At 33.2% G+C, this 17,185-nt stretch carries 10 protein-coding genes and 2 tRNA genes; 7 read left to right on the top strand and 5 right to left on the bottom strand.

Annotated elements, in window-relative coordinates:
• Nucleotides 1–170: 170 nt before the first annotated feature.
• A tRNA-Leu gene (locus B0A57_RS03280) sits at nucleotides 171–250 on the top strand.
• 295 nt (nucleotides 251–545) lie between these two features.
• On the opposite strand, the gene B0A57_RS03285 is transcribed toward B0A57_RS03280, so the two are convergent.
• Nucleotides 546–627: transfer RNA gene (locus B0A57_RS03285), tRNA-Leu, on the bottom strand.
• A 132-nt stretch (nucleotides 628–759) separates the two neighbouring features.
• Here B0A57_RS03285 and B0A57_RS03290 point away from each other — a divergent pair.
• From B0A57_RS03290 to B0A57_RS03310, 5 genes are all read left to right on the top strand, one after another.
• Nucleotides 760–2,148: a dipeptidase gene (locus B0A57_RS03290; RefSeq protein WP_034097265.1), complete on the top strand. Its 1,389-nt coding sequence runs from the start codon at nucleotides 760–762 to the stop codon at nucleotides 2,146–2,148.
• A 10-nt stretch (nucleotides 2,149–2,158) separates the two neighbouring features.
• The gene (locus tag B0A57_RS03295) at nucleotides 2,159–2,710 is read left to right on the top strand and encodes a class I SAM-dependent methyltransferase (protein WP_011962328.1); all 552 of its coding nucleotides are present in this window, start codon (nucleotides 2,159–2,161) and stop codon (nucleotides 2,708–2,710) included.
• 678 nt (nucleotides 2,711–3,388) lie between these two features.
• A complete protein-coding gene (locus tag B0A57_RS03300; RefSeq protein WP_011962329.1) occupies nucleotides 3,389–4,489 on the top strand; it encodes a DUF4407 domain-containing protein in 1,101 nt (366 codons plus the stop codon).
• 420 nt (nucleotides 4,490–4,909) lie between these two features.
• The gene (locus B0A57_RS03305; RefSeq protein ID WP_011962330.1) at nucleotides 4,910–6,202 is read left to right on the top strand and encodes an aminopeptidase P family protein; all 1,293 of its coding nucleotides are present in this window, start codon (nucleotides 4,910–4,912) and stop codon (nucleotides 6,200–6,202) included.
• Nucleotides 6,203–6,314: 112 nt separating this feature from the next.
• A complete protein-coding gene (locus tag B0A57_RS03310; protein ID WP_034097268.1) occupies nucleotides 6,315–7,097 on the top strand; it encodes an alpha/beta fold hydrolase in 783 nt (260 codons plus the stop codon).
• Here B0A57_RS03310 and B0A57_RS03315 read toward each other — a convergent pair.
• The 4 genes from B0A57_RS03315 to B0A57_RS03330 form a co-directional block, all read right to left on the bottom strand.
• Nucleotides 7,094–9,862: a PD-(D/E)XK nuclease family protein gene (locus B0A57_RS03315; protein ID WP_038465844.1), complete on the bottom strand. Its 2,769-nt coding sequence runs from the start codon at nucleotides 9,860–9,862 to the stop codon at nucleotides 7,094–7,096. The two genes, B0A57_RS03310 and B0A57_RS03315, sit on opposite strands and share 4 nt — an antisense overlap.
• A 68-nt stretch (nucleotides 9,863–9,930) precedes the next feature.
• Nucleotides 9,931–11,328, bottom strand: a complete 1,398-nt coding sequence (locus B0A57_RS03320) for an OmpA family protein (protein WP_034097274.1) — start codon at nucleotides 11,326–11,328, stop codon at nucleotides 9,931–9,933.
• 103 nt (nucleotides 11,329–11,431) lie between these two features.
• A complete protein-coding gene (kbl, locus tag B0A57_RS03325; RefSeq protein WP_011962334.1) occupies nucleotides 11,432–12,628 on the bottom strand; it encodes a glycine C-acetyltransferase in 1,197 nt (398 codons plus the stop codon).
• A gap of 60 nt (nucleotides 12,629–12,688) precedes the next feature.
• Complete coding sequence (locus B0A57_RS03330) at nucleotides 12,689–15,847, bottom strand: UvrD-helicase domain-containing protein (RefSeq protein WP_038465848.1); 3,159 nt, start codon at nucleotides 15,845–15,847, stop codon at nucleotides 12,689–12,691.
• A 265-nt stretch (nucleotides 15,848–16,112) separates the two neighbouring features.
• Between B0A57_RS03330 and B0A57_RS03335 the strand changes: the two genes are divergently transcribed.
• Nucleotides 16,113–16,718 (top strand): superoxide dismutase, encoded by a 606-nt coding sequence (locus B0A57_RS03335; RefSeq protein ID WP_011962337.1) that lies wholly within the window; start codon nucleotides 16,113–16,115, stop codon nucleotides 16,716–16,718.
• Nucleotides 16,719–17,185 lie beyond the last annotated feature (467 nt).

Genomic DNA, 17,185 nt, shown 5'->3' on the forward strand with positions numbered 1-17,185 from the left:
CGTTGTTTTGTAGTTAGTTAGTCGTGTTTCGTTTTACCGAGTTGCAAATTTAGGAATTAAATCGAAGTAAAAAAGAAAATTTTTAAGTAATTTTTTATGAATTGCAAAAAAAATATTTACATTTGCACTCACGGAATTAAAATTTATGTTTTAATTTTGACTGCTAATAAGCCCGGATGGCGGAATTGGTAGACGCGCTGGTCTCAAACACCTGTGGGAAACCGTGCCGGTTCGAGCCCGGCTCCGGGTACAAAAAACCGTTTAAAGTCATTGATTTTAAACGGTTTTTGCTTTTTAAAGTACCCAAAAGGGTGACTAAAATTAAACGATGTCTTCAGTGTTTAATAAAAGGAATCAAGTTTTTAAAGTTGTCGAGTGACATAATTTTACGCATAAAGATTAGTTAGCCTAAAAAGGGGTCAATCTACAGGTTTTAGGATTGATCTCTGTTTTTGTTTATAAAACGGAGTTGCTTTATAAAAATAGTATGCAAAAAAAAAGACTTAAAAAACTATTTTGTAGTTAATTAAGTCTTGAAAATTTTGTGCGGATAATAGGACTCGAACCTACACGCCTTGCGGCACCAGATCCTAAGTCTGGCATGTCTACCAATTTCACCATATCCGCGAAATCCTGAGTGCAAATATAAAACATATTTTTGAATTATAGATTATGAATTATGATTTTTTTTATTGTATTTTTGAATTTGAAAACGAGTTCGCTTGTAATTCGAAAATATTAATTCGTAATTAGTTAAAAATGAATACTATAAAAAAATACGTTCAAGAAAATAAGCAACGATTCATAGATGAATTAATAGAATTATTAAAAATTCCTTCAGTAAGTGCAGATGCAGCTTACTCAAAAGACGTGATTAAAACTTCAGAAGCAGTAAAAACAAGTCTTGAAAAAGCGGGTTGTCATTTTGTCGAAATTTGTGAAACACCAGGTTATCCAATCGTTTTTGGAGAACATATAATCGATAAAAATTTACCAACTGTATTAGTTTACGGTCATTATGATGTGCAGCCAGCAGATCCTATAGAATTATGGACCTCTCCGCCATTCGAACCAGTAATAAAAATTACAGATATTCATCCTGAAGGCGCTATTTTCGCCCGTGGATCTTGTGATGATAAAGGGCAAATGTACATGCACGTTAAGGCTTTCGAATATATGATTGCTAATAACAATTTGCCTTGTAACGTTAAATTTATGATTGAAGGCGAAGAAGAAGTAGGTTCTAAATCGCTCTCTTGGTTTGTAGAACAAAATCAAGAAAAATTATCTTGCGATGTTATATTAATCTCTGACACTGGTATGATTTCTAACCAGCAACCATCAATTACAACAGGATTGCGTGGTTTAAGTTATGTAGAAGTAGAGGTTACTGGGCCAAACCGAGATTTGCATTCTGGTTTATACGGTGGTGCCGTTGCTAATCCTATTAATGTTTTAGCAAAAATGATTGCTTCTCTTCATGACGAAAACAATCACATTACCATTCCGGGATTCTATGATAATGTAGAAGAATTATCGCTCGAAGAAAGAACCGAAATGGCAAAAGCACCATTTAATTTAGATAATTACAAGAAAGCACTCAATCTAAACGACATTTATGGAGAAAAAGGATATGTTACAAACGAAAGAAATTCTATCCGACCAACATTAGATGTAAACGGAATTTGGGGAGGCTACACAGGCGAAGGCGCAAAAACAGTAATTGCGAGTCAAGCCTTTGCAAAAATATCGATGCGATTGGTTCCCAACCAAGACTGGGAAGTTATTACCAATTTGTTTGCTAAACATTTCGAAAGTATTGCCCCTGCGGGTGTTACCGTCAAAGTGAAACCCCACCACGGAGGTCAAGGTTATGTAACCCCAATAGATAGTATTGGCTACAAAGCAGCAAATATGGCTTATACTGAAACCTTTGGGGTTCCAGCAATTCCAGTACGCTCTGGCGGGAGTATACCAATTGTAGCTTTATTTGAAAAAGAGCTAAAAAGCAAAACAATCCTTATGGGATTTGGTTTAGATAGTGATGCCATTCACTCGCCAAACGAACATTTCGGTATATTTAATTACTTGAAAGGAATTGAAACTATTCCATTATTTTACAAGTATTTTGTAGAATTAAGCAAATAATCACATAACCTTGAGCAAAAAAAAGTTTATCTCAGAAGTTTTTAAATCAGGAGGAACCATTGGTGCTTTGTCGCCAAGTTCCTCTTTTCTTGCCAAAAAGATGCTAAAACCTATTCATTTTGATACTGCAAATTGCATCGTCGAATTCGGAGCAGGAACAGGGATTTTTACACATAAATTATTAGAAAAAATGAATCCGAATGCCCTATTGTTAGCATTCGAAATAAATACTGCTTTTTATGAAGAGCTAATAAAAATAAAAGACAAGAGATTGGTTGTTATTAATGATAGCGCCGAAAAAATAGAACATTATTTAAAGGTTAACCACAAAGAAAAAGCAGATTATATAATTTCTTCCTTACCATTTGCTATGATTCCAGACGAAGTGGTAGAGGGAATTTTAAAAAATTCATTTAAGGTATTGTCAGAAAAAGGAAAGTATATCCAGTTTCAATATTCATTAAATGCTTTATCAAAGCTAAAATCTCTTTACAGGAAAGTAAAAATTAATTTTACTTTTCTAAACCTTCCTCCTGCATTTGTATTTGACTGTGGGAAATAAATCAAACTAAAAAAATTGGATGTAGCAATTAGGTTTACATCCAGTTTTTATAATTCTTGGTTAGGACTAAATTCGATTAATTTCAAATCTAATGTTTATCTATATAGACCAGTTTTTGTATAAAGACAAAAGATATATAACTGTTTTTTTTAAATATTTTAGGATATAAATATTTGTCTGTTAGTTTGTTGTAAAAAAAATCGCTTCTTCTTAAAATTATTGTTTAAGGGCTTCTGTGCACAGCAGTTGCAATTAAATAACTGGTATTTTTCTTTAATACCATTTTGTAAAAAAAAAAACACACACGCTAGTATTTGTTGCGGATATTATTATTTCCAAGACAGGAATCTCATTAAGTCATTCAGATTATGAGATTGCTCGTTCCTTGGTATAAACGGCGTTTATTATTTTGGTAAATTGAATAATAAAAGGGCATAATAAATAATTCTAATGGTTACAGATATAAAAAATAATGCTAAAAGAGGCAATAAATTATTTTCGTCATGTAAAAAATAAAGGCTTTTGTTCGAATGAAATTTAAGTGTATAAAAACCTATCAATCAGTTTGTTGAATTTAATTAGTTGATGAGCTAAATTTATAAATATATTCATTCAATTAAAACAATATCAAAAAATTGGCGTTAAATTTGTATATCATCAATCAAATCAAAATCGATCATGTTAAAACGTTTTTTTATTCTGTGTTCCGGCTCAGATAGGGATTTACTTTCCACCTGCTCCGAAGGCGAACAAACCAAGTATGCTGGTATTGGCGCAACTGTTTTTTTTACGGCTATTATGGCTTTTCTGGCTAGTAGTTATGCGCTTTTTACCGTTTTCGATGATGTTTTTGCGGCAAGTTTTTTTGGATTTATTTGGGGTTTACTCATCTTCAATCTCGACCGATTTATTGTTTCTACCATCAGAAAACGTGACCAACTAAAGAACGAATTTCTGCAAGCAATGCCACGAATCGTTTTAGCCATTATTATTGCCATTGTAATTTCGAAACCATTAGAAATTAAAATTTTCGAAAAAGAGATAAATACTGTTTTATTAAAAGAGAAAAATCAATTGGCTATGGCCAATAAAAAACAAGTTTCAGATTATTTTAAATCCGATTTAGATAAAAATAAATCTGAAATAGATAGTTTGAAATCTCAGATTTCTAAAAAAGAAAAAGAGGTAAATGCTTATTATCAGACCTATATTGCAGAAGCAGAAGGAACTGCTGGCACAAAAAAATTAGGTAAAGGCCCTGTTTTTAAAGAAAAAATAGCAAAGCATGATTTAGCAAAAAAAGAGTTAGATACTTTGCAAAAGCACAATTTGGTTAAAATTGCCGAAAAAGAGAAGAAATCTAAAACACTACAAACCGATTTAGATAAAAAGATAACCGAAACACAACCCATTATTGATAGTTTCGACGGTTTGATGGCTCGAATAAATGCGTTAGGGAAATTACCATCGCTTCCGTCATTTTTTATTATGCTTTTGTTTTTGGCAATTGAAACCTCTCCAATCATTGCTAAATTATTATCTCCAAAAGGAGAATATGATTATAAATTAGCAGATAACGATACGGCTCTAAAAGCACATATCGAACAAAATGATTATCAGCGAAAACTTCAAATACAAACAGACGCTTCTATTTATGATAAAATTTATGCCGATATAAAAGACGAAAAAGCCCTTTACGAATACAAAAAAAAAGGAGCTATCGAACTGCTAAGACTACAGTCGGATAGTTATATCGAAAAACAAAAAAAAATTATGTAATTGGTTTTTAAACAGATAAAAAACAGTAATTGCTTTTGCGAAAAATTTTGCCAGTAAATAATATCACTCAAAGCAGTATTGGTAATTCAGGAAAACGCTTTTGTTCTTCGATCTGGCGATAGCTAATTTCTTTGTTATAATACCATTTTATTCTTCGATTTATTTGAAATAATAAATGCACGGTTACTATTGTGAGGCATCAAAAATCCTATCAAGGCATTCAGATTGTGAGAATCCTCGCTACTCTGGATGACAATGTGCAAACCAAATATTACAGTATTTTAAAATTAAAACGGTATAATATTGTAGTTGGGGTTAGTTTTTAAAAAATAACGGCATTTGTCTACAATAAAAATCATATTATTCCTTAATTTTGATTTCAAATTAACTAACAATCTAAAAATATAATAATTTAAAACCATGAAATACCATCAAATAGATTCTCAGCTTTTCATCAAAAACAGAGCGAAGTTTATAGCTCAGATGAAACCTAATAGTGTAGCTATTTTCAATTCGAATGATATATATCCAGTTTCTGCCGATAGTACATTGCCATTTGCGCAACATCGCGATATATTTTATCTGTCTGGAGTAGATCAAGAAGAAAGTGTGTTGTTGCTTTTTCCCGATGCACCTTACGAGCATCTTAAGCAAATTTTATTCCTAAAAGAAACCAGCGAACATATTGCCATTTGGGAAGGCGAGAAGCTAACTAAAGATCGTGCTTTTGAAGTTTCTGGTATAAAAAGTGTAATTTGGTTGCAAGATTTTCATAAAACATTAAAAGAAATAATGGCTTACGCCGAAACAATGTACATTAATACAAATGAACATTATCGTGCAACTATTGAAACCGAAACCCGTGAATCTCGTTTTATTAAATGGTGGAAAGAAAATTATCCTGCACACAAAGTAGAAAAATCTAATCCTATCCTGCAGCGCATTCGTTCTATCAAAGAAAGCGAAGAATTAGATTTGATGCAAGAAGCTTGTAATATTACCGAAAAAGGTTTTCGACGTTTGCTTTCATTCGTTAAACCAAACGTTATGGAATATGAGATTGAAGCCGAACTGATGCACGAATTTCTTAGAAATCGTTCTAAAGGGTTTGCTTACACGCCAATTATTGCTTCGGGAAACAACGGAAATGTCTTACATTATATAGAGAACAACCAGCCATGTAAAGAAGGTGATTTAATTTTGCTTGATGTAGGTGCCGAGTATGCTAATTATTCTAGCGATATGACCAGAATGATTCCTGTTTCGGGTCGATTTACAAACAGGCAAAAAGCAGTTTACAATGCAGTTTTAAATGTAAAAAATGAAGCTACAAAAATGCTTACGCCAGGAACTTTATGGAAGCCTTATCAGGTTGAAGTGGGCAAAATTATGACTTCAGAATTACTTGGTTTAGGCTTGCTAGATAAAGCTGATGTGCAAAACGAAAACCCAGAATGGCCAGCATACAAAAAATATTTTATGCACGGAACATCGCACCACATGGGGTTAGACACCCACGATTACGGATTGTTGCACGAACCTATGAAAGCCAATATGGTATTTACTGTCGAGCCAGGTATTTATATACCAGCCGAAGGTTTCGGAATTCGATTAGAAGATGATCTTATTATTCAAGAAAAAGGAGAACCTTTTAACTTAATGAAAAATATTCCTATTGAAGTAGAGGAGATAGAGAGTTTGATGAATTCGTAATTTTTATCATAAGTTTTAAAACGGTTTACAGCAATGTAAGCCGTTTTTATTTTTAAATAGATGCTCAAAAAAATAATTCGTAAATTATTCATTAAAGCCTACTTTTGCAATGATGAATAATTTACGCTACAAAAACACAAAAATCTCTTATTCCGATGTTGGAAAAGGAATTGCTATTGTTTTGCTTCATGGTTTTCTTGAGAATTCGACTATGTGGGATTCTTATATCTCATCATTTGCAGCAAACTATCGGATTATAACTATCGATTTATTAGGCCACGGAAAATCCGAATGTTTGGGGTATGTGCATACAATGGAAGACCAAGCTGATATGGTTTATAGCGTTTTGCGACACTTAAAAATTAAAAAATCTATTTTCGTAGGCCATTCTATGGGGGGTTATATTGCTTTGGCTTTTGCCGAATTATATCCAGAAAACACCAATGGATTCGTCTTGTTAAACTCGACCACTTATGCCGATGACCATGAGCGAAAAATAAATAGAAATCGAGCCATAAAAATGGCACACAAGGAATATGCTTCTTTAGTGCAAATATCTATTGCAAATTTATTTAGTATTAACAATCGGGAAAATCTTATATCTGAAATAAATCAGGTAAAAACCGAAGCGCTAAAAACTCCTTTGCAAGGATATATCGCAGCTCAGGAAGGTATGAAACTTAGAAAAAACAAAGAACATTTATTGCATCTTACCACATATCCTAAACTGCTTATTCTTGGCAAAAAAGACGGCGTGCTTAACTACGAGGAAAACATCAAACAAATTGAAGGTACTAATGTGCAACTAGTTTTTTTTCCTGACGGTCACATGAGTCATATTGAAAATCGTGATCAATTAGAGAAAATATTGTTCGATTTTTTTAAGAAGTATTAGATTGTTTTTTCTTCAAAAGGAATCTCAATATTCAAAATTTCGTTAATTAAAATAATAATTTCAGTTTTAAAATGTTCTAGGATTTCAGAATTTATATTGATTAAAATTTCTTTGCCTTGCTTTATTCCAAAGGGCAAAAATCCTCCTTTCATGTTTTTAAATGAGATGATTCCGGCTTCTATTTCTAAACCATTTGCTTGTTTTTCATACATAAAAGCATAGCAGAGTAATTGAATAATTTTGTCGTTTTTTATGTCTAAAGTTAGCCCGTTCCAGTCTTTTAGCTGAACACTATTTTTTTCTACTTTTCCAGTTTTGTAGTCTATAATTCGAATTTTATTGTTTCTAATTTCTATTCGATCTACATTTCCAGCAATTTTTATTGGAAAAGGCAAGCTATTGTCTTCTAAGATTCTTTCCAGAGGTGTTTCTAATGCCAAGATTTTTACAACATCGCCATTTTCAATTTGCTTTTTTTCTTCAATTAAAAAATTAAAAACATTTCGCTTTGCGACTTCAAAAGCCAAAAGATTTTTTCCTTTTTTAACTTCTCCTTCTTTATAAATTTCTTTAAATTGTTTGAGTACTTCATCATTGGCAACAGCCAACATTTTGTTCAAATCATCAGTAGTTAAAAATTTATTGATGATTGGTTTGTATAATGCTTCTAGGGTTTGGTGAATAATTGTTCCTAAAGTATTTAATGCGATATTTTCTTCTACTTCTTCAGATTCTCGGATAGATAATATTCTTTGAAAATAAAACTGTATCGGATTTCTGATATAAGTCGTTAATGCCGAAGGCGAAAATCCTTTTCCTGTTGCAATTTCTTTCAATCGTATCATTGCTGATTTTGCTTTTGGAATTACAATTGTTTTCGATGCAATATTTGGTACAACAGGCTGAATGATTTCATGAGTCAAATTGTGTTTGGGTTGTTTTTCGACTTCTAATTGTGTAATGAAGCGGCTTTTTTCGCCACCATCTAAACCGTCACTTTCGGTGTTATAAAGCAAATAAATATTTTTCGCACGTTGTAACAAATGGTAAAAATGATACGTGTAAATAGCATCTTTTTCTTTATAAGTGGGTAAGCCTAATTCTCGTTTTACATCATAGGGAATAAATGAATTGACGGTTTTTCCTGCAGGAAATTTGCCTTCATTTAGCGAGGTTATGATAACGGTTTCAAAATCTAAAACACGACTTTCTAAAACGCCCATAATTTGCAATCCAGACAAAGGTTCGCCTTCAAAAGAAACTTCAGCAAGATCGATAACTTGTTTGTAAATGGTATGTAAAGTGTCAATATTCTCGATATATTCATTTTTAGAACAATACGTGATTAGTTTATTAATGACTTTATATATCGAATACAAAAAGGTTTTTACGACTTTATCTTCTTCTGAAATCGACTCTAGATTAGATTTGATAATTAATAATATTTCGCAAATAAGTTCTAATATTTCGATAGGTTTCTGATTCCATTTCTGGAAAAGTAATTCAAAAAGACGGTTCGGATTTTCTTGAAACGAAACAACTTTTTGATGTGTTATAAACGTATAATTGTTTTTTTTGATGGTATAAATGACCTTAGAGGCATTTACGTACGATTCTATAATTGGATTCGATAGTACATCTAGCACGTCTTTATAGTAAAAAACATAACTAGATTCGCTTCTATTTAAAGCATTGTTGTGCATTTTAAACAACTTGGCGATCAACAATTGGATAGGATTGTTTTTGCTAGAATAGCCCATGGTAATATTCAAACTGCCAACACTTGCTGGTAGAGAATGTAGCATTGGGATAAGCATGTTTTCGTCGCCAAGTACTAAAGCTACTTTATCTAAAGAAGCATTTGGATTGTCTGAAATTTGCTTGTTGATTATGCCAGAAACAATTTTGGCTTGACCAATGGCTTTTGCAGTGCCAATAATTTGAATGTTTTTATCTTCAGAAAAATTAGTAGAAACCCACTCGAAAGGATTGGTTTTGTAATGTGACCAAGAACTTTTGAAACGCCTTACAAATAATCCCGCATCGTGAGAATAATCGTTTAAAAATACGGCATCTATATCCCAATAAATAGATGCAATATCTTTGGCAATTAGTTGTTGTACGATTTTTTCTTCCGCCTGATTTAAGGCATTAAAGCCAGCGAAAACAATTTTTTTGTTTTTGAAGGCAGTAATAAATTCCTCAAGATTAGTTACTGCTTCCCTATAAATTAGGCCCTGATAGCCAATTTCTTTGTTTTTGAGATGCGTATAAAAGGTGTCGTAATACAAAGGAAGTAGTTTCCAGAATTCTAGATAATTATCTATTAATGTGGTTTTGTCTTCTATTTCGATTCCCCATCGCTTGATGACTTCGATGTCTTGGAGATAGGAAAATACATGTTTCGGATCTAGAAGGTACCGATCAATTTCGTTGAAATCTTGTAATAATGTTTTGCCCCAATTAGAAAACTGTTCGAGTGTTTGTTGCTTTTCTTTTGCTGTTACCGATAAGTAAACGGTATAAAATTCGAAAAGTAATTCTATAGAATCTATAGATCGGATATTTGCGATTTCTTGAATAAAGTCTTCTATACTAGTAATTTCTGGTGCAAAAGTAAAATGGGGTAGTTTTTTTTTAAATGCTTCGAGCAGGAATATTTTAGCTCGTTTGTTGGGTAGAATGATGGTTGTTTCGGAAAGAATTGTGTTTTTTTCCGATAGTAGTTTGCTAACTAGATTTTCTAAAAAAGTATTGTTTGTCATAGAATATAAATATAAAAAAAACGCCCCGAAAAATCGAGGCGTTTTAGAAATTTATTTTTAAGAAGTGATTATTTAACCACTTTTACTTCTACTCTTCTATTTTGAGCTTTACCAGCTTTAGTTTTGTTTGAAGCGATTGGCATAGAATCTCCATAACCTATTGAAGTTAATCTGTCAGATGAAATACCTTTTGATATTAAGAAATCTGCAACTGCTTTAGCTCTATTTTCAGATAAAGTTTGGTTTGTTGCTTTTTTACCTGAATTATCAGTATTACCTTCTATACTAAATTTAGAAGTTGGGAATTCGTTAAGAATTGCAACCATAGCATCTAATATTGGTAAAGTTTGTTTTTGAAATGTAAATTTAGCATTATCAAATAAGATAGTTTTAGCGTAATCGTTTAGTTTTTTGATAGCTTCTTCAGAAACTTCAGGACAACCATTGTTAGCTACGGTACCTTTTACAGTTGGACATTTATCATCTTTATCAAGTACTGAATCTCCATCTGTGTCTGGCCATGGACAACCACCGTTATCTCTTGGACCTGCAACTTTAGGACATTTGTCTTTCATGTCTGCAACACCATCTCCGTCAGTATCAGGACAACCGTTTAATGCAGCTAAACCAGCAACTTCAGGACAAGCGTCATCTTTATCAGCAATTCCGTCTCCGTCAGTATCAGGACAACCGTTTAATGCAGCTAAACCAGCAGCTTCTGGACAAGCGTCATCTTTATCAGCAATTCCGTCTCCGTCTGTATCAGGACAGCCTTGAAATTGTTTTAAACCAGCAGCTTCAGGACAAGCATCGTCTCTGTCATAAATTCCATCTCCATCAGTATCTTTACCTCCAAATTTGAAAGTTAAACCTGCGAAGTGTTGAAAAAGTGAAGGAAGTTCAGCTCTAGTTTCAAACGATTTTTTGTAAGTAGTGCTTAATGATAAACCAACTTGTTCAGTAAACCAAAAAGTTAATCCAGCGCCCATGTTTGCAGTACCAGCAGATTCTTTACCTAAAAAAGTATAACCTCCACCAACATTTACAGAAGGATCGATAACTTTTGAACCAATTAAGTTCATTAAGCTATATTTGATTGCTAAATCTCCTGCATAGTACATTAGATTTGTGTCAACTACGCTAGTTCCATTAGGTGTTGGACCAGTCCATTCAACCCATTTTGTAACTTTATTTACAGAACCTGTAACGCCTACAGAAAAATTACCACCAACATTTCTAGCTACGGTTAAGTAAGAAACCGAAGGAAGAATGTTCCAATGATCTTTTACATTAAAGAATTCTGAAAAGTGATCTTTGATATTAAAATCTCTCACGCCAGCACTAGTTCTTGTGTCTACTGCATTTGCTCCGAAAGATATTGCCCATGGATTGTTGCTGTCTTGTGCAGAAGCACTTAATCCAGCAATCATCAACATGGAAACAAAAAGTTTGTTAAGATGTTTCATACTTAATTTATTTGATTACATTACGTTATTGTGACAAAAGTAACTAGGATATTGTTAATTACAAAATGAATTGTTAAAAATATTAGTGTGGAAGTGAAAAAAATTATTTTTTTATAATATTTAGCTCTTCTCCAACTTCGGCAAAAGCTCTGATAGCCTTGTCTAAATGGGCTATTGTATGTGCTGCGGATAGCTGAACTCTAATTCTTGCTTTGTCTTTTGGAACTACAGGAAAAAAGAATCCGATGACATAAATGCCTTTTTCTAACAATTTTTCGGCCATAATTTGGGATAATTTTGCATCATAAAGCATTACAGGAACAATTGCTGAATCGCCATTTATGAAATCTAATCCCGCTTTTCGCATTCCTTCTTTGAAATAATTGGTATTCCACTCTAGTTTATCACGTAGCGTGGTGTCTTTTTCTAATAATTCGAAAACCTTGATTGAAGCGCCAACAATTGCGGGTGCTAATGAGTTTGAAAATAAATAAGGGCGTGAGCGTTGGCGTAAAATTTCGATAATTTCTTTTTTGGCCGTTGTATAGCCTCCCATTGCACCACCAAGTGCTTTTCCTAATGTTCCTGTTATGATATCTACACGACCCATTACGCCTTTGGCTTCTAATGTTCCTTTTCCTGTTGCTCCTATAAATCCTGCGGCATGGCATTCATCTACCATAACCATTGCGTCGTATTTGTCTGCTAGATCGCAAATTTTATCTAATGGCGCTACCAGACCATCCATAGAGAAGACACCATCGGTTACAATTAGTTTGAAACGAGTTCCTGCTTCGGTAGCTTTTATTAGTTGTTGTTCTAAATCTTCCATATTAGAATTTTCATAACGATAACGTGCTGCTTTGCACAAACGGACACCATCAATAATAGAGGCGTGATTTAAACTATCGGAAATGATACAATCTTCTGCTCCTAATAGTGGTTCGAAAACCCCTCCGTTAGCATCGAAAGCGGCTGCATATAAAATGGTGTCTTCTGTTCCGTAAAAATTAGCGATTTTTTGTTCTAATGTTTTGTGAATGTCTTGTGTTCCGCAAATAAAACGAACTGATGACATTCCGAAACCATGAGAATCTAAAGCGTCTTTTGCTGCCTGAACGACTTCTGGGTGCGAGGATAATCCTAAATAATTATTGGCACAAAAATTAAGTACCGTTTCGCCATTAACCGTAATTTCGGCTCCTTGTGGCGAAGTAATGACTCTTTCTCTTTTGAAAATTCCGTTTTCTTCGATTGCGTTTAACTCGTTTTGTAAGTGTTGTTGTATTTTTCCGTACATTTTTTTGGTTTAAAGTTTAAAGTTTAAGGTTTTGAAAAACTTTCGCCTTTTGACAATTTTTTACAAATGTACTATTTCTAAATTCTCTCCTATATATATGAGTGATTTTTTCTGTACATTAAATCCCATTTCTATTAGCGCCAATTCGTATTCTTTTAGTTGGTTTTCGTATTTAGATTGGTGCTTTCCTGTTTTGTAATCTAATAAATAAGCATTTTGTCCGGAAATAGTAACTCGGTCTGGTTTTATAGTTTGCAAGCCTTTCTTTATGATAGATTGTTCGTTATATACCTTACTGTTTTCATGAAAAAAATCATTTAATTCTGGGTGAAAAACAATCTCAATAACTGTTTTTGCGACTTCTTCTTGCTGATTCTCTGAGATAAGTCCCGTTTCTAATGCTTTTTTTAGGGCTAATGGAATGTCTTTTTTAGTTTGAACGAATGATAGAATTTCATGTAAAACATTACCAAATTCGATAGCTTCCTGCTGATGCGTTCCCCACATGAGTGATTCCCGTTGTGCAATTTTTATAGCATTTGGATTGATGACTGAATTTATAGCTTCAATATTTTTACGTTTGGCTTCTAATGGTTTTTGTTTAGAAATTCTTTTGCAATTGCCAAACTCGTAATTCAAAATATTCGAATCAAAGTTCTTGTAATCTTCTAAAAATTCTATAAAAAAGGAGGCAGAATTATTGGGTAATTCTCCTTTACTATTCCTCTTTTTACTATTCGAAATAATAAATAGTTGTTCTTCGGCACGGGTTAGCGCTACATATAAAACATTGATATTGTCTAATAAATCCTCTTGCGATTTCTGGTTGTAAACCGAAGCTGCATTTTCGCCATATTCTTTTACTTTACTGGATTTGTCAATTAAAAATTTGTCGAAATCTAAATCGTCAGACTGGGAATCGATCCACATTTTTTCTCGTTTGGGTGCACTATAATTCTCTTCTACAAAAGGAAAAATAACTACAGGAAATTCTAATCCTTTCGATTTGTGGATGGTCATTATCCGAATGGCATTAGATCCTTCGGCTGACGGAATACTGAGTTTATGCCCGTTTTTGTCCCAATATTCTAAGAAATCTGAAATGCCCATTTGGTATTTTACATCACGCTCGAGCACAATATCTAAGAAATATTGTACATAAGCATTGTTGTTTTCAGAATTAATGCATTTTGCTGCAATGAGCTCTGCAATTTCGTACAATGATTTTCTTCTGCTATTTTGAAACGAGAGCTGTATCCCGGAATTTGCCAACCATTTTTCTAATTCGATTTCGTCTTTGTACTGAATTCCTTGGTAAATAAAATCGTGGGTTTCTATATTATTTTCTAAATTTTGATCCAAATAATACAAGCCATTGGCTAACGATTCGATATCGTTTTTATCATTTAAATACCGAAGCATATTTAGGATAAACTTTACTTCCGATGAAGCGTTTATTAATAAACTTTCGGATGAAATAACAGGAATGTCGTTTTCGGTCAAGTAATTTGCTAATAAAATACCGTGTTTGTTATTTCTGGTGAGCAATACAATTTCGTTATACAAAAAACCTTCTGCAGCTACTTTTATAATGGTTTGCAAAGTAGTTGTGAGGTAAATATCATTTTTATCGATGTTTTCTTCGTCTTCTTCCGAAACAAAGTCGGTATCTATTTCTGGAATAAAAGAAATGTTTACATAGCCTCCTTTTTTAGCATTCGATTTTTGAAAGCTATAATTTTCATACAAATCTTTGTAATCTTCATTAGAAAATTTTTGTGATAAAAACTTAAAAAAATCATTGTTAAAGTCGATTACGGCTTCAAAACTTCGATAATTTGTTTCTAGATTAAAAACTTCTTTGTCTTTATTACTAAAGGGGTTTTTGGTTTTGGCTAAATCGATAAATTGTTCGGCTTTTCCGCCACGCCAACGGTAAATAGACTGTTTGGGATCGCCCACAATCATAAGCGAACCTTGAATTCCTTGTAAATCTTCGCTCGATAGGGCATTATCTATTAACGGAATCAGGTTTTGCCATTGCATTTCGGACGTGTCTTGAAACTCATCGATAAAAAAATGTTTGTATTTTTCGCCCAATCGTTCGTAAATAAACGGTGCGGGTTGGTTTTGAATGTGCTCGAAAATGAGTTTATTAAATTCGGAAATAGACAAAATGTTTTGGTCTTCCTGAATTTTTGCCAACTCGTTACTTACGGTATTTAGTAACGAAAGTGGCGTGATATTTTTTAGAAAAGCTTGATAAAAATCCTTTTTTTCGTAATTTTTATAAACTTTGTATAAAATAAAAATGAGTTCATTGGCAATGCCTTCAATAATGTCTTTGTCTTTTGCGTTTTTATTGACGGCAATATCATCGACAGTTCTAAATTTTTTATGCGTTGGTTTTAGTTCGCTTCTTTGAATAAATCCCAAATGATTTGGAAAAGTTTCTCTAGAAAAGGATTTAGTGTCAATTCCTTGACTGTCTATAAGAAGTACGGCTTCGTTTGCCAGATTGATGTTTTGGTTTTCTAACGATTTGCAAGTTTCTTCTAATTTTGCTTTAAGGGCAATAAATTCTGGAATGGTTTTGTCTTTGAGCGACAAAATTTCTTCTCGATAATTTTCGTTAAGCACGAGTCTTCCTGTGTTCATGATTTCGCTCGAAATGTCCCAGGATTTGTCATCGTCGGTTTTTTCCATGGTAAAATCGACGAGTAGTTTGGTGAGTACTTGGTCTTCGCCTGCTTGTGCTACGATTGCATCTACGGCTTCTTGTAGGAGATTTTCGGTGTCTAAGGAAACATCAAAAGTAATGGGCAAACCCAAATCGAAGGCAAAGGCACGAATAACTTTATGTGTAAATTTATCGATAGTCGAAATGTCGAAAGCGGCATAATTATGAATGATGTTTTTTATTATAGACTGTGCTTTGGTTTTGATTTGAGATTGATTAAGATTAATTTCCTTGCCTAAATCATTCATTAATTGGATTGATTTTTCTGTGGGATTGTCTTTAGAAAAATCGAAAAGGCTGTCTATAATTCTGGTTTTCATTTCGAAAACCGCTTTGTTGGTAAAGGTTATGGCGAGAATGTTCTTGTACGCATCGTTGTGTTTGGCTTTTAGAATAATTTTTAGGTATTCTTTGACCAATGTGTAGGTTTTTCCTGAGCCAGCTGATGCGTTGTATATAGAGAATGCGGGTGTTTTCATTTTATAACTACGAATTACACGAATTATGACGAATTCGCAATGTTGAATTGAATATTAAATCTTGTTTTATGGCAAATTTCCTAGCCCCGATTGCAACGGAAATCCTTTTTCTTGCTTCTTTAGCAAGGAAAAGATTGAAGTGTAAAGCGGGAAATAGCTCCTAAAAATATTTTTAATGAAATTATAAGGGTTTGAAATTTTAATTCCAAAGTTAATTGATTAATTTTGAATTTAATTATATAATAATCATTTTAAATATACAATTATGGCTTTCGAATTACCACAATTACCTTATGCATACGATGCATTAGAACCTCATATTGATGCGAGAACAATGGAGATTCACCATTCGAAACATCATAATGCTTATACGACAAACTTAAATGCAGCTATTGCAGGAACGGATCTGGAAGGCAAAAGTATTGAAGATATTTTGAAAAATCTTGATTTGACTAAAGCTGCTGTTCGTAATAATGGTGGTGGTTTTTTTAACCACAATTTATTCTGGACTGTGATGTCGCCAAACGGTGGTGGTTTGCCAACTGGCGAATTAGCGGCTGCGATTGATGCTAATTTTGGTACGTTTGCCGATTTTAAGGCTGCTTTTGCTAAAGCTGGTGCGACACAATTTGGTTCTGGTTGGGCTTGGCTTTGTGTAAAAGAGGGGAAACTGGAAGTTTGTGGTACGCCAAACCAAGACAACACACTTATGCCTGGTGTAGGTTGTGGCGGCACTCCAATTTTAGGAATGGATGTTTGGGAACATGCTTATTATTTGCACTACCAAAATAGAAGACCTGATTATATTGAAGCTTTTTTTAATGTTATAAACTGGAGTGAAGTGGCTAGGCGTTTTGCTGAGGCTAAATAATTTAGAAAGATAATAGCTATTTTGAGAATAGACGGATAGACAAAGAAGTTTATTCGTCTATTTTTTTTGGCTTTGGGGTAATAAAAAAGGCGGAATTATTAAGTTCCGCCTTTTTTGCCCCAAATCTACCATAACTTAACCTACTTATGTAATGGTTATGTAAAAGTAAGAGGTTCGTGTTCTTATTTAAAATTAAATCGATGAAATGCACTTAAATCCGATAAAAAACACTTTCTAACTAGATTATATTATGCTGATTTCTAACTAAATATAGTTAGATAAATGGTTATTTTTGATAATACTGCTACGTGACGGTATGGGGTTTAGAAAGGGTTGAAAAGGCTACTTTTGTGTTTGTTTTTTAGGTAAAGATGATTTCTTACTACGAATGTTATACCATTTAAAGTTTAAATTTACTGGGATAAAAAAACATACAGTTTGTCATTCTGAGGAACGAGGAATCTCAT

Origin of the sequence: Flavobacterium psychrophilum DSM 3660 = ATCC 49418, from assembly GCF_002217405.1 — a bacterium.
In the GTDB taxonomy this organism is placed as follows: Bacteria; Bacteroidota; Bacteroidia; order Flavobacteriales; family Flavobacteriaceae; genus Flavobacterium; species Flavobacterium psychrophilum.

Coding starts and splice junctions, on each gene's coding strand:
- B0A57_RS03290 (WP_034097265.1), top strand. CDS start 760: ATGAATACTATAAAAAAATACGTTCAAGAAAATAAGCAACGATTCATA.
- B0A57_RS03300 (WP_011962329.1), top strand. CDS start 3,389: ATGTTAAAACGTTTTTTTATTCTGTGTTCCGGCTCAGATAGGGATTTA.
- B0A57_RS03305 (WP_011962330.1), top strand. CDS start 4,910: ATGAAATACCATCAAATAGATTCTCAGCTTTTCATCAAAAACAGAGCG.
- B0A57_RS03310 (WP_034097268.1), top strand. CDS start 6,315: ATGAATAATTTACGCTACAAAAACACAAAAATCTCTTATTCCGATGTT.
- B0A57_RS03315 (WP_038465844.1), bottom strand. CDS start 9,862: ATGACAAACAATACTTTTTTAGAAAATCTAGTTAGCAAACTACTATCG.
- B0A57_RS03320 (WP_034097274.1), bottom strand. CDS start 11,328: ATGAAACATCTTAACAAACTTTTTGTTTCCATGTTGATGATTGCTGGA.
- kbl (WP_011962334.1), bottom strand. CDS start 12,628: ATGTACGGAAAAATACAACAACACTTACAAAACGAGTTAAACGCAATC.
- B0A57_RS03330 (WP_038465848.1), bottom strand. CDS start 15,847: ATGAAAACACCCGCATTCTCTATATACAACGCATCAGCTGGCTCAGGA.
- B0A57_RS03335 (WP_011962337.1), top strand. CDS start 16,113: ATGGCTTTCGAATTACCACAATTACCTTATGCATACGATGCATTAGAA.